Source organism: Roseivivax sp. (assembly GCF_054552075.1).
Genome location: NZ_JBTOLZ010000002.1, coordinates 162,897 through 176,471, shown reverse-complemented (window position 1 = coordinate 176,471; position 13,575 = coordinate 162,897). Strand labels below are relative to the sequence as shown.

The window sequence follows — 13,575 nt, the reverse complement described above, 5'->3', positions numbered from 1 at the left end:
GTCGCGCAGCTTTCGCTGCGGTGGAAAGTTCCGCGGTCCTCCGGGACTGATCGGCACGGCATCGGCGCTGTTTCTTCTCCTAAAAACAGACTGATGACCGCTTCCGGTGCGGTCCGGCTTGTGCCGTCATGGCAGACGGCGCGCCCCGCGGTGCGGCGGTCTTGCGCGACCCGCAGGCACGTCTCCTGCGTATCTTCCCAAAGATTTCGTGGACTCAAAGCATATCAAAAATATACAAAAGACTCGTTCAAATATTTTAGAGGTGCCTTGATGAACTCCCGAATTCTTCTCTCCGTGCTGGCCGCGAGCCTGACTTCGGCGCCGGCCCTGGCGGAGACCTTCCCACCCCAGCATTGGGCCAGCGCCGGCGGGCTGGTGTCGCTCGAACCGCATGGCGCGGCCGATCTCTCCGCCCTGGAGGCCGGCGACCTGCGGCAGATCGAGGAGGCCTTCATCCGCTGGGGGCTCTATTACGACGAGGGCCGCAGCGACCTCCTGTCCTCGCTCTTTGCCGAAGAGGGCTCCCTGGTCGCGACGCTCGGCAGCGCCGAGCCGATCGCCAGCTTCACCGGCCCCGAGGCCATTGCCGAATACGTCGATGCGACGCTCGGCCAGCAGGGCGACCAGCGGCGCCATTCGATCACCAACTTCATCGTCGAGGAAGCCTCCGAGGACAGCGCCCATGCGCTGGCTTACGGAATCGTCCTGGTGGCCGCCGACGGGCTCAGCGTCGGCTCCTCGGTGCTCTATGACGGCGAGTTGGAGAAGAACGGGCAGGGGGTCTGGACCTTCTCCAAGCTGACCATCGCGATCGACGATTACGCCGGCAACCTGAACTGATCTCCGCCTCACGCGATCCGCGCGGGCCCGGCCTCCGGGTCCGCGCGATTTATGTCGTGGTGCCAGCACCTTGGCCGCCGAGCCACCCGCGCCGCGCCATCCTCCCCGGCGCCAAATCCTTGCAACCAAAACCCGCCTCTCTTGCGCGACGCTCCCGTTCTCCGCTACTGCTTCGGGGCGGGTGTTTTTGATCGGGCGGTCAAAAGCTCGGAAGCATCCGGCATAGGGAGGAAAAGACTATGACCAAGATCATTTCGGCGGCGGTCCTGACGGCCGTCGCGGGCACGGCGACGCCAAGCTTCGCCGAGACCGAGGTGCAATTCTGGCACGCCTTCACCGGCCGGCTCGGAGAGCTGGTGGACGAACAGGTCGCCAGCTTCAACGACAGCCAGGACGCCTATACCGTCACCGCCACGCACAAGGGCAACTATTCCGAGACGTTGAACGCCGGCATCGCCGCCTTCCGCGCGGGCGAGCAGCCGCATGTCCTGATGGTCTTCGAGGTGGGCACCGCCACCATGATGGCCGCCGAGGGCGCGGTGCGCCCGGTGCACGAGGTCATGGCGGGCGGCGAGTTCGACCCCGAGGCCTTCATCGGCGCGGTCAAGGGCTATTACACCACCACCGAGGGCGAGATGCTCTCGATGCCCTTCAACTCCTCGACCCCGGTCCTCTGGGTGAACCGCGACAAGCTCGAGGGCGCGGGCATCGACCCCGACACCGAGATGACCACCTGGGACCAGGTCGGCGAGGTGCTGACGCAGCTCAAGGACGCGGGCGTCGACTGCCCGATGACCACCGCCTGGCAAAGCTGGATCCACCTTGAGAACCTCTCGGCCTATCACAACGTGCCTTTCGCCAGCCAGGAGAACGGCTTTGCCGGCGCCGATGCCACGCTCGAGCTGAACGGCCCGGCCCAGGTCAAGCACATCTCGACGCTGGGCGAATGGGCGCAGGACGGCAAGTTCATCTACACCGGCCGCCGCAACGAGGGCGGGGCGAACTTCCGCGGCGGCGAATGCGCGCTCTTCACTGAAAGCTCGGCGGGCTACGCGGGCATCAAGGCCGAGGCCGACTTCGCCTTCGACGTCCGTCCGCTGCCCTATTGGGAAGGGGCCGGTGACGCGCCGCAGAACACCATCATCGGCGGCGCCTCGCTCTGGGTCATGGAAGGCCACGAAGAGGCGGATTACGACGGCGTCGCCGCCTTCCTGAACTTCCTGTCGAGCCCCGAGATCCAGGCCAAGTGGCACCAGGACACCGGCTACCTGCCGATCACCTCGGCGGCCGCCGATCTGACCCGCGAGCAGGGCTTCTACGAGGAGAACCCCGGCACCGACGTGGCGGTCGCGCAGATGACGGCGAACGAGCCCACGGCGAACTCCAAGGGCATCCGGCTGGGCTACTTCGACCAGATCCGCACGGTGATCGACGAAGAGCTCGAGGCCGTCTGGGCCGGCGACAAGGAGGCCCAGGCCGCCCTCGACAGCGCCAAGGAACGCGGCGACCAGCTGCTGCGCCGCTTCGAGCAGTCCACCCGCTGATCTGAGAGCAACATAGGAGCGGCGTCCCGGGTGACCGGGACGCCGGCCGCCATGGACAAGCGCGTCACCTTCAAGGGGCTCTGGCTGCCTCTCCTCCTGGTCCTGCCGCAGATCGTGATCACCGCGGTCTTCTTCTTCTATCCGGCCGGGCAGGCGATCTGGCAGTCGCTCTACATCCCCGATCCCTTCGGCCTGTCGATGAAATTCGTGGGCCTGGGCAATTTCGAGTATCTGCTGGGCGACCCCTATTACCGGGCCTCCTTCCTGACGACGGCGATTTTCTCTGTGCTGGTCACCGTGGTCTCGATGGGCGTGGCGCTCTGGCTCGCGGTGCTGGCGGACCGGCTGATCAAGGGCTCGGGCACCTATCGCACGCTTCTGATCTGGCCTTATGCCGTCGCGCCGGCGGTGGCAGGCGTGCTCTGGCTTTTCATGTTCAACACCCGCGTCGGCGTGGTGACCTGGTATCTCGGCGTGCTGGGCTACGACTGGAACCACGTGCTGAATGACAACGAGGCCATGGGCCTCGTGGTGATCGCCTCGGCCTGGGGGCGGATCTCCTACAACTTCCTGTTTTTCCTGGCCGGGCTGCAGTCGATCCCGCGCTCGGTGATCGAGGCGGCGGCAATCGACGGCGCGCGGTTCTGGACCCGCTTCCGCACCATCGTCTTCCCGCTCCTCTCTCCGACCACCTTCTTCCTGCTGGTGGTGAACGTGGTCTACGCCTTCTTCGAGACCTTCGGCGTGATCCATACGATCACCTCGGGCGGGCCGCAGCAGGCCACGACGATCCTCGTCTACAAGGTCTATGCCGACGGCTTCGTCGGGCAGGACCTGGGCTCCTCGGCGGCGCAGTCGGTGATCCTGCTGGCCATCGTCTCGGTGCTGACCATCATCCAGTTCCGCTTTGTCGAACGGAGGGTGCACTATTGACCACGCGTGACGCCCTTGCCGCAGAGACCCCGCCGGTCAAGGCGCCCGGCGCCGACCACGACGGCATGGTCGAGCGCCGTGGCGCCGGCCTCTGGCTCACCCACCTCGGGCTGATCGTCGGGCTGTTGTTCATCTTCTTCCCGATCTGGCTGGCCTTCGTCGCCTCGACCATCTCGCAGCCCGAGATCGCCCGGCCGCCGATGCCGCTTCTGCCCGGCGACCAGTTCATCGAGAACTACACCCGCGCGCTGACCTCGGGCATCAACGCGCCGGTGGCGCTGATGCTGGGCAATTCGCTGGTCATGGCGCTGGGCATCGCCTTCGGCAAGATCGCGATCTCGCTCCTGTCGGCCTTCGCCATCGTCTACTTCCGCTTCCCCGGGCGGCAGCTCTTCTTCTGGCTGATCTTCCTGACGCTGATGCTGCCCGTCGAGGTGCGCATCGTGCCGACCTACGAGGTGGTCGCGGGCTTCGGGATGCTGAACAGCTACTCGGGGCTGATCTTCCCGCTGATCGCCTCGGCCACGGCGACCTTCCTCTTCCGGCAGTTCTTCATGACCGTGCCGGACGAGCTGGCCGAGGCTGCCCGCGTCGACGGGGCGCGGCCGATGCGGTTCTTCTTCGACATCCTCCTGCCGATGAGCCGCACCAACATCGCCGCGCTCTTCGTGATCCTGTTCATCTACGGCTGGAACCAGTATCTCTGGCCGCTCCTCATCACCACCGACCCCTCGATGAACACCATCGTCATGGGCATCAAGCAGATGTTCCCCTCGGGCGACGACATCGCCGACTGGCCGGTGATCATGGCGACCTCGATCCTCGCGATGATCCCGCCGGTGATCGTCGTGGTCGGCATGCAGCGGCTGTTCATCCGCGGCCTAGTGGAAAGCGAGAAGTAATGGCGACCCTCTCTCTACGCGACGTGAAGAAGCGCTTCGGCAAGACCGAGGTCATCCATGGGGTGAACATCGACATCGAGGAGGGCGAGTTCATCGTGATCGTCGGCCCCTCGGGCTGCGGCAAGTCCACGCTTCTGCGCATGGTGGCGGGCCTCGAGACCGTGACCTCGGGCGAGATCGCCATCGACGGGGCGCGGGTCAACGAGAAGGAGCCCATGGACCGCGACATCGCCATGGTCTTCCAGAACTACGCGCTTTATCCGCATATGTCGGTCTTCGACAACATGGCCTACGGGCTGAAGATCGCGGGCACGCCGAAGGGCGAGATCGCCGAGCGGGTGGAGCAGGCGGCGGACCTTCTGCAGATCCGCGACTTCCTGGCGCGCAAGCCGCGCGAGCTATCGGGCGGGCAGCGCCAGCGGGTGGCCATGGGCCGGGCCATCGTGCGCAAACCGGCGGTCTTCCTTTTCGACGAGCCGCTCTCGAACCTCGACGCCAAGCTGCGGGTGCAGATGCGGCTGGAGATCCGGCAGCTTCAGCGCGAGCTGGGCGTGACCTCGCTTTATGTCACCCACGACCAGGTCGAGGCGATGACCATGGCCGACCGGATGATCGTGATGAACGCGGGCCATGCCGACCAGATCGGCGCGCCGCTCGAGGTCTATTCCAACCCCGCGACCGAGTTCGTGGCGGGCTTCATCGGCTCGCCGCCGACGAATTTCTTCGAGGCAGGCGGGCGCGGGCGCATCGGCGTGCGGCCCGAGCATCTGAGCATCGTCGAGGGCGCCGGGGCCGGGCAGCTGGGTGCCACGGTCGCCAATGCCGAGCCGCTGGGCGCGGAGACGCTGGTGCATGTGCGGCTTGAGAACGGGAGCCTTCTGACGGTGCGCCAGGACGGCGCGGCCCCGATCCCCGCCGAGGGGACCGGCATCGGTCTGGCCTGGGACGGTCGGCACGAGATGCGCTTCGGCTGACGGTTGGGCAGGGGGCGCGTGCCGGCGGCGTTGCGGGCCGTGTAAGTCCGAGCTGGACAGGGCATTGCCGCGTTCAGCATAGACCGCGCTTATCGCTAGTTGCAGGCGGGCGTCGTTGCCATACCGCCCCGCCCGCGCACCTCCAAGAGACACGGGGCGCGCCCGCCCCGCCTCACCTCAGCAGGGGTCGCTCACCGCGTCGCGGGTCACGCTCAGAAGCGCCTGTTTCAGCCGGTCGGTGGCCACGGGCTTCTGGCAGGAGCGGCAGCCGGGGTAGCTCTTGCTCACCTCCGCCTCGTAGGCATGGCCCGAGTGGAAGACCAGCCCGACCTTCTGCGCCTGCAGCTTGTCGGCCAAGGGAAAGACCTCGCCGTCGGTCAGCCGCACGTCGAGGATCGCGGCGTCGGGGGTGCGCTCGGCCAGCGCCGCCTCGGCGGCCCGCAGCGAGGCATAGGGGCCCATGACCTGGAAGCCGAAGCCCTCGACCAGCATCTCGAGATCGAGCGCCACGATGGGCTCGTCTTCGCAGATCAGGACGGTCGCGGTCATTCGGTCACTCCCGAGGGGCCAGGGATGTATTTCAACCGCGTGGTGCGGTTCTCGGCGGTGGCATCCACCGCCACCGAGCCCCCGAGTTGCGACGCGGAGAGCTTCACGAGCGTCGAGCCGAAGCCGGCGGGGCCTTCCTGGGAAGAAAGCGCCTCGGCGTAGGATTCGTTCCACGTCAGCGTCACCTCGCCGTCGGCGGCCTGCTCCCAGCCCACCTGCAGGCTGCCCGCGACCGGGCCGAGCACCCCGTATTTGGCCGCATTGGTCGCCCATTCGTGCATCAGGAGCGACAGCGCCGTCAGCTCCTGGCTGTTCACCGTGATGCGCGGGCCGGTGACCTCGATGTTGGTGCCGTCGGTATAGGGATCGAGCGAGGCGCGCACCGCGTCCTCGATGGTCAGCTGTTCGGCGCCGGGCGAGCTTTGCGTCAGGTCGTGCGAGCGGGCCAGCGCGGAGACCCGATCCTCGATGCTGGCCACCAGGTCCGGCACCGACTCCGTGGTCCGCCCGGCGATCCGCACCATGCCCGAGATGATCGAGAACATGTTCTTCACGCGGTGGTTCATCTCGCGCAGCATCAGCTCGCGCACGCGCTTGGCCTGCTGTTCCTCGGTGACGTCGAAGATCACCCCCAGGACCCGCGAGGTGCGGTGCCCGTCGACCCGCCGGCCAACGAGCTGCAGCGAGCGGTTCTCGGTCAGGTCGCCGGCGATCTGGAAGGTGACATCCACGCCGCCCGCGCCGTGCAGGTCGGTCTTCATCGCCTCGCGCACGCGCTCGCGGTCCTCGGAGGCGACGCGGGCCAGAAGGTCCTCGTGGGTCAGCTCGTTGAAATCGGCGGCCAGGATGCTGCTGCCGGTATCGTCGAACTTCAGCACACCGCCCTCGGGGTTGCACTCCCAGACGCCCAGCTGCGCCACGTCGAGCGCCAGGCGCAGGCGCTCGCCCTCGTGTTTCAGCGCCTCCTCGAGCAGGATCGCCTCGGTCAGCTCGGTGAAGACCAGCGTCGCCCCGTCCAGGTCGCCGTCCGGCGTGCGGTAGGGGGTGATGACCAGCGACCAGGTGCGGTCCTGGGCGCGGTCGCTGACCCGCATATGCGAGACCTCGCCGGTCTGCATGACCGCGCGGATCGCCGAGAGCACCTCGTCGTTGCGGCGCAGCGTGCTGGTCACCTCGGTCAGCGGGCGGCCGCGGTCGGTGCCGCGGAAGGGATAGATCGACTGGATCGCATCGGTGAAGTTGCGGATGTTGAGATCCGCATCCACCACCACCAGGGGCAGGGCGGTCGAGGCGAAGAAGTTCGACAGATCGGCATTGGCGATGGACAGCTCGTCGACCTTGGTCTTCAGCTCGTCGTTGACGGTCGAGAGCTCCTCGTTGGTCGACTGCAGCTCCTCGTTCATCGACATCATTTCTTCGTTGGAGCTTTTCAGCTCCTCGTTCGCCGTCTCCAGCTCCTCGACGGTGGTGTGCAGCCGGTGGCGGGTGCTGCGCAGCTCGTCCTCGAGGCTCTGGACGTGGCTGTCCGAGGGATCGAGGTCGTCGACCTCGTCGTCGTCGCTCAGCGGCTCGAAGCGGTCGCGGTCGCGGAAGATCACCAGGATGGTGCCGTCGTTCAGCGGATCGGCGATCAGGTCGAGCGCCTGGCGCCCGAACTCGGACTGCGCGGTCAGGTCGCGCGACAGCGTGCGCTTGTTGTTCTGCGCGACCTGCCGGATCAGCGCCGAAAGCGCGTCGCGGATGCCCGGGCGGGCGACATTGGCGGCGAACTGGCTGTCGTCGCGCCCCGGCGTGAAATCGAGGTATTTGCCCAGACGGCCGGTCGATTTCAGGATCTCGCCCTTCTGCGAGACCTGCAGGGTCGCCGGGGCGAACTGGCCCAGGATGCGGTCGACCGCGCCGCTGTCGTTCCATTCGAGCCGGGTCGAGGCCTCGCGGTCGCGCGCCGGGCGGCGGGTCTGGCTGCCCTCGCTCCGGGTCTGGCCGCGCAGTTGCAGCGGGTATTTCGGGCTGCCCTCGAGGCGCTGGAAGACCCGCGCGCTCTGGTCGACGGGCTGGAACATGTGATCGTAGCGCCCGATGCTTTCCGAGGGCCCGAGGAAGAGCTTCGCCCCGGGCTTCAGCGAGTAGTGGAAGATCGGCAGGACCGCGGTCTGCAGCTGGTCGCCGAAATAGATCAGCAGGTTGCGGCAGGACAGAAGGTCGATCGCCGAGAAGGGCGGGTCGCGCACGATGCTGTGCACCGAGAAGCGGATCATGTCGCGGATCTTGCCGGCGACCTGGAACTTGCCGTCCCGGGCCACGGTGTAGAGGTCGCGCATCTCCTCGGGGATGTCGCCGAGCGCGGCCTGCGGGTAGACCGCGTCGCGGGCCAGCCGCAGCATCTGTTCGTCGATGTCGGTGGCGAAGATCTGGATGTTCACCGAGCGCCGCTGCAGCCGCACCTCGTGGGCGAACATCATGGCGATGGAATAGGCCTCTTCGCCGCTCGAACAGCCGGGCACCCAGATGCGGATCTCGTCGTCGTCGCGGGCGTCGCGCACCAGGGGATGCACCGAGCGCTTGCGCAGCACCTCGAAATGCTCGGGGTCGCGGAAAAAGCGGGTGACGTTGATCAGCAGCTCGCGAAAGAGGATCTCGCATTCCTCGGGCTCGGCGCGGATATGTTCGAGGTATTCGCTGGCATCGCCGAGGTCGAGCACCTGGATCCGCCGCTGCACCCGGCGCACCAGCGTCGACTGCTTGTAGCCCGAGAAGTCGTGCCCGACGTAGCTGCGCACCACCGCGCAGATGTCGCTGATCGATTGTTCCACCGTGCGCGCCAGCCGCTCGTCGATCTTGTCGACCAGCGAATGGGCGTAGAACTGCAGCACCGCCTCGATGATCTGGTCGGGCGCACGCACGAAGTCCACGAGCCCGGTGGCCTGGGCCGAGGTCGGCATGCCGTCGTATTTCGCGGTGTCGGGGCTTTGCACGATGCAGAGCCCGCCGTGTTCCTTGATCGCGCGCAGCCCCGCGCTGCCGTCCGCCCCGGTGCCCGAGAGGATCACGCAGGCCGCAAAGCGCCCCTGGTCGAGCGCCAGGCTCTCGAAGAAGTCGTCGATCGGCCGGCGCAGCCCGCGCGGCTGGGAGAACTCGGTCAGATGCAGCACGCCGTTCTTGACCGAGAGCCCATGCGCGGGCGGGATGATGTAGACATGGCCCGCCTCGATGGTCTCGCCGCCCGAGACCTGGGTGACCTCGAGCTCGGTGTGCCGGCCCAGAAGCTCGGCCAGGAGGCTCTCGTGGTTGGGGTCGAGGTGTTGGACGACGACATAGGCCAGGTTGCTCTCGGCGCTGGCCTGGGTGAGCATCTCGCGGATCGCCTCGAGCCCGCCGGCCGAGGCGCCGATGCCGACGATGCAGAGGCGTTCCTGCGCCTCGGCTTCGCTCTCCTCCTCCGTGGCTCGGGGGGAGCCCTGGTTGTCGTCTCTCATCACTGTTGTCTCACCGTCCCGGTCTGTCAGCGCCGGTCCTCGTCTAGTGTCAGCCTGGCCAGCGTGGCCACCGAGTCCGAGATGATCTGCGCCGAGCCTACCATGGCGAGACCGAACTCCCGCCCGATCTGTTCGACGTCGCTCAGCGCGTGGTGCAGCTCGGCGTCGTTGACGCGGATCTGCGAGCGCTGGAGCGCGGTGGTCATGTCGAACTGCGAGGCGAGGATGAAATGCGCCGCGCCGCGGCTGTCGCGCAGCCGGGTCATGAAGACGTAGTTGTGAAAGCTCGACCCGTCCTTGCGGTAGTTCAGGACCGGGAAGCGCCCGGCGTCCTGGGCGGGGTCATGCACGAAATCATGCAGCGCGCGGCGGCTGTCGTCCGAGGTCTCGGGCCCCTGCAGGAGCCGGCAGTTGCGCCCGACGACGTCCTCGGGGTCGTATCCGGTCAGCTCGCAGAAGGCCGCGTTGACCATGGTCAACGGCATGTCGCCGTCCGTTTCGGACACCGCGAGGGCCACGTTGGAATTCTCGAGATACGCTCGCAGGGATGCGGGCAACTCCGTCTGGGCGCTCATCGAGCTCCTCGCTGGTTATGCGTCACCTCCAGAACATGCATTCAAGACACGTCTTGGCAAGCAACCACAGGGAGAATGATGCATTCCTGCATCGGGATGTATGGGGGTGAGGCGGGGTTGGAGGGCGCGGTGGCGGATGACCTTGCGTCAAGGGGTGGGGTTTGGCGGTGGTGTGGTGCGGTGAGGGTGGGGTTTGACGGGGGTGCCGGTGGCGCTGAGAGGAGAGCGGTGCTGGTGATTTGCGGTGCTGAGGCTCCGGCTGGCTGATGCGGGCGGGCGGTGATCTGCGGTGCCGTCCACTTGGCACGGCCGCGCTGGCTGGTGAGGCCGGGCGGGACCTGCCCGGTCAACCCGAACGGATCCAGCGTCGCCACATGCCCGGGCCGAACCGCCCTCCACTCCAAAGGACTGCCTTCCCCAACCGCGCCCCCTTGCGCCCGAACAGCACCGAAGGTGCCGGGCGCGCGCCGGACCGGCCCTATGGGCCGGCGCTTCCTGGGATGGCGCGCCTAACTCGTAGTTTGTCCTGACCTTGCGGGGATAAAGCGCTCTGCTCGGAGGCCAGAAGCGCCGACCCCCGGTCCGCCGCGCGCCCGTCACCTCCTGGCGGGGGTGCGAGGTCCGAGCGGGTGGGGTTTCGGAGGGCAGGGTAGGTGAGGGGCGGAGCCTCGGGCGTTGCCGGGGACAGCCGGGGCCAAGCGGATGGCTCCAAAGCCAGCGCCAAGGCCCCCACCGCCCAGCAGCATCATTCCTCAGCCCACTTGCGCCCGAACAGCACCGCAGGTGCCGGGCGCGCGCCGGACCGGCCCTATGGGCCGGCGCTTCCTGGGATGGCCCGCCTAACTCGTAGTTTGTCCTGACCTTGCGGGGATAAAGCGCCTTGCTCGGAGGCCAGAAGCGCCGACCCCCGGTCCGGCGCGCGCCCGTCACCTTCTGGCCGTGGTGCGAGGTCCGAGCGGGTGGGGTTTCAGAGGGCAGGGTGGGTAAGTGGGCAGGAGGTCCGGGCGCGCGGGGCGACTAGGGGGCGGCGCGGTGATCGGAGGCGGAGCCTCGACGTCGGCGGGGGCAGGCGGCCCGCTGCTAGACCGGCGACCAATCCCTCACCCCACACCCTCTCACCCCGCCGCGGCGGGCGTCAGAAGCCTGCTCCCGTCCACCATGTGATCCGCCGAGATCCGGTAGGCCGCCGCGCCGAGCGCGCGGGCGACGGAGCCGAAGTGGCCCGCCTCGACCTCGGGGCGGATCACCCCCTGCAGGTCCAGGAGGTCGAGCTGCCGCCCGACCTCGCGCACCAGCCGCGCGCGCATCCCCGGCGGCATGGCACCGTCGATCACCACCGCCTCGACGTCGATCACCGCCAGGGTCGAGACGATGGCATGGGCGAGGCTGCGGGCGGCGCGCAGGATCCAGGGGCCGACCACGGGCTCGAAGGCCTCCCAGGCCTCGGGGTCGCGGTAAAGCGCGGCGGGGTCCTCTCCGGCCTCGGCCAGGAGCCGCTCCAGCACCACCAGCGAGGCATGGTCGACCAGCCGCTGGCCGCCGGGCTCGTCGGGCACCCGCATCGGGCCGAAGCCGCCGGAATTGCCGCGCGCCCCGGCGAAGACGCTGCCGTTCAGCACCAGCCCGCCGCCGATGAAGGCGCCGACGAAGAAATAGACGAAATCGCTGTGGCTGCGGCGCGGGCCGAAGACCAGCTCGGCCCGGCAGGCGGCGGTGCCGTCGTTCTCGGTGCTGATCGGGCCGGGCAGGAGCGGTCCGAGATCGCGCGCCGCGTCGAAGTCGCGCCAGGCGGCCATCTCCTCGGAGGGGGCGCCGAAATCCTCGGTCCAGTGCCAGAGCTCCGAGGGCATGGCGACGCTCGAGCCCGACAGGTCCTCGGGCTTCAGCCGGGCCGAGCGCAGAAGCGGGCGCAGGGCGCCGCGCAGGAACGCCGCCGCCGAGGTCGGCGTGGGATAGGCATGCCGCGCGGTGCGCCGGGCCACGACCTGGCCCAGGAAGTCCGCGGCCACCAGGTCATAGCTGTGCCGGCCGATCTTCAGCCCGAGGTAATGGCGCACGGCGGGGTTGAGCCGCATCGGCACCGAGGGCTGGCCCACGCGGCCGCGAATCGGGTCGCCCCGCAGCAGGTAGCCATCGGCCTCGAGCGCCTTGAAGATCACCGAGACGGCATTGGGCGAGAGCCCGGTCGCGCGGGTCGCCTCGGCCTTGGTCAGCGCCCCGCACTGGCGCACGAGATGCAGGACCAGCCGCTCGTTGGCGCCGCGCACGGTGGTCTGGTTCGACCCCCGGAAGGGCGTCGCGCGCAGCATGTCTTCCTTGTCGCGAGGTGCCATGATCGAGCCGGTTCAATGTCTTGGCCGGTGGGCGCGGGCCTCTTGCGGGCCGGGCGCCGGGCGGGCCTTGGCCTGCACTCTAGGCAGGCGGGGGCCGCCAGACAAGCGCGGTGAGGCTCCGAACATATTAATACTTCATTCGGAAGTTTTTATTGACAGCTGCCGTAACGTCGCCCTACTCGTTGGATTACGCGATGCTGTGCAAAGGAGAGGCGCGGCGCGTGAGATCACAGCCCTGACCTGGGGCGCAGCATTGAGGGTGGCCCCGGATAAATACTTCCTAATGAGGTATTAAGGCGCGCCATCGAACAAGGGAGAGAGACCATGAAACTCGTCAAAGCCGGTATCCTCGGGGCGCTCGCCTCGACCGCCATGGCCGGCAGCGCCGCCGCCGAAGGCGGCGTCTGCCTGATCACCAAGGACGCCACCAACCCCTTCTTCGTGAAGATGGCCGAGGGCGCCTTTGCCAAGGCCGCCGAGCTCGGCACCGAGCTGCGCTCCTTCGCGGGCAAGTTCGACGGCGACCACGAGACCCAGGTCGACGCGATCGAGACCTGTATGGCCGCGGAGGCCGACGGCATCCTGCTGGTCGCCTCGGACACCAAGGCGATCACCGGCGCGGTCCAGCAGGCGCGCGACGCCGGCATGCTGGTCATCGCGCTCGACACGCCGCTCGACCCGATCGACGCCGCCGACATGACCTTCGCCACCGACAACTTCGAGGCCGGCCGGCTGATCGGCGAATGGGCCGCCAAGACCATGGGCGACACCTCGGAGGCCAAGATCGGCCTTCTCAACATCAACGTCAGCCAGCCCACCGTCGGCGTCCTGCGCAACCAGGGCTTCCTGACCGGCTTCGGCGTCGAGATCGGCGACGAGAGCAAATGGGGCGACGAGGAAGACCCGCGCATCGCCGGGCACGAGCTGTCGAGCGGCAACGCCGAGGGCGGCCGCGAGGGCATGGAGAACCTACTGGCGATCGAGCCCGACATCAACGTGGTCTACACGATCAACGAGCCCGCCGCCGCCGGCGCCTACGAGGCGCTGCGCTCCTTCGGCAAGCAGGACGACGTGATCATCGTCTCGGTCGACGGCGGCTGCCCGGGCGTCGAGGACGTCCAGGCCGGCGTGATCGGCGCCACCGCCCAGCAGTATCCGCTGGAGATGGCCGCCAAGGGCGTCGAGGCCGTGGTGCAATTCGCCGAAACCGGCGAGAAGCCCTCGGCGACCGAAGGCAAGGCCTTCTTCGACACCGGCGTGGGCCTCGTGACCGCCAACCCCGTCGACGGGCTCGACCAGCTCTCCGTCGAAGAGGGCATGAACCTCTGCTGGGGCTGATCCCGGCCTGACCAAGGGCCCCGGAGGACAGGGCGCGCGCGGCCGCGAGGCCGCCGCACCGCCCCCCCGGGGCCCGCCACCCCACACAGTTTTTTCTTGGCCCAAGCGCCA

The 13,575-nt window shown here is 68.0% G+C and carries 10 protein-coding genes; 6 read left to right on the top strand and 4 right to left on the bottom strand.

All coding sequences use genetic code 11. The features are described from left to right. Window positions 1-270: 270 nt before the first annotated feature. The 5 genes from ACX938_RS02350 (at window position 271) to ugpC (ending at window position 5,193) form a co-directional block, all read left to right on the top strand. Window positions 271-840: a nuclear transport factor 2 family protein gene (locus ACX938_RS02350; protein WP_232752215.1), complete on the top strand. Its 570-nt coding sequence runs from the start codon at window positions 271-273 to the stop codon at window positions 838-840. Between the two features lie 239 nt (window positions 841-1,079). Beyond that, complete coding sequence (ugpB, locus tag ACX938_RS02345) at window positions 1,080-2,384, top strand: sn-glycerol-3-phosphate ABC transporter substrate-binding protein UgpB (RefSeq protein WP_459429827.1); 1,305 nt, start codon at window positions 1,080-1,082, stop codon at window positions 2,382-2,384. 51 nt (window positions 2,385-2,435) lie between these two features. After that, window positions 2,436-3,317, top strand: a complete 882-nt coding sequence (gene ugpA, locus ACX938_RS02340; RefSeq protein ID WP_459429897.1) for a sn-glycerol-3-phosphate ABC transporter permease UgpA — start codon at window positions 2,436-2,438, stop codon at window positions 3,315-3,317. A gap of 65 nt (window positions 3,318-3,382) precedes the next feature. Beyond that, window positions 3,383-4,219, top strand: a complete 837-nt coding sequence (gene ugpE / locus ACX938_RS02335; protein WP_232752621.1) for a sn-glycerol-3-phosphate ABC transporter permease UgpE — start codon at window positions 3,383-3,385, stop codon at window positions 4,217-4,219. Next, window positions 4,219-5,193 carry a sn-glycerol-3-phosphate ABC transporter ATP-binding protein UgpC gene (gene ugpC, locus ACX938_RS02330; protein ID WP_232752213.1) on the top strand — a complete coding sequence of 325 codons (975 nt, stop codon included), beginning with the start codon at window positions 4,219-4,221 and terminating at the stop codon, window positions 5,191-5,193. Before ugpE ends, ugpC begins: the two co-directional genes overlap by 1 nt. 177 nt (window positions 5,194-5,370) lie before the next feature. Here ugpC and ACX938_RS02325 read toward each other — a convergent pair whose 3' ends face one another. The 4 genes from ACX938_RS02325 to ACX938_RS02310 all read right to left on the bottom strand — a co-directional run bounded on the left by ACX938_RS02325 (window position 5,371) and on the right by ACX938_RS02310 (window position 12,126). Continuing rightward, complete coding sequence (locus tag ACX938_RS02325) at window positions 5,371-5,742, bottom strand: response regulator (RefSeq protein ID WP_232752212.1); 372 nt, start codon at window positions 5,740-5,742, stop codon at window positions 5,371-5,373. Next, window positions 5,739-9,218, bottom strand: a complete 3,480-nt coding sequence (locus ACX938_RS02320; RefSeq protein ID WP_459429826.1) for a chemotaxis protein CheB — start codon at window positions 9,216-9,218, stop codon at window positions 5,739-5,741. Before ACX938_RS02320 ends, ACX938_RS02325 begins: the two co-directional genes overlap by 4 nt. A gap of 26 nt (window positions 9,219-9,244) precedes the next feature. Next, on the bottom strand, window positions 9,245-9,793 hold the full coding sequence (locus ACX938_RS02315) for a PAS domain-containing protein (RefSeq protein WP_459429825.1): 549 nt from the start codon (window positions 9,791-9,793) through the stop codon (window positions 9,245-9,247). A 1,115-nt stretch (window positions 9,794-10,908) separates the two neighbouring features. Continuing rightward, window positions 10,909-12,126, bottom strand: coding sequence for an ROK family transcriptional regulator (locus ACX938_RS02310; RefSeq protein ID WP_232752207.1), 1,218 nt, complete (start codon window positions 12,124-12,126; stop codon window positions 10,909-10,911). A 324-nt stretch (window positions 12,127-12,450) separates the two neighbouring features. Here ACX938_RS02310 and ACX938_RS02305 point away from each other — a divergent pair, with 324 nt between their 5' ends. Continuing rightward, a complete protein-coding gene (locus tag ACX938_RS02305) occupies window positions 12,451-13,464 on the top strand; it encodes a substrate-binding domain-containing protein (RefSeq protein ID WP_232752205.1) in 1,014 nt (337 codons plus the stop codon). Window positions 13,465-13,575 lie beyond the last annotated feature (111 nt).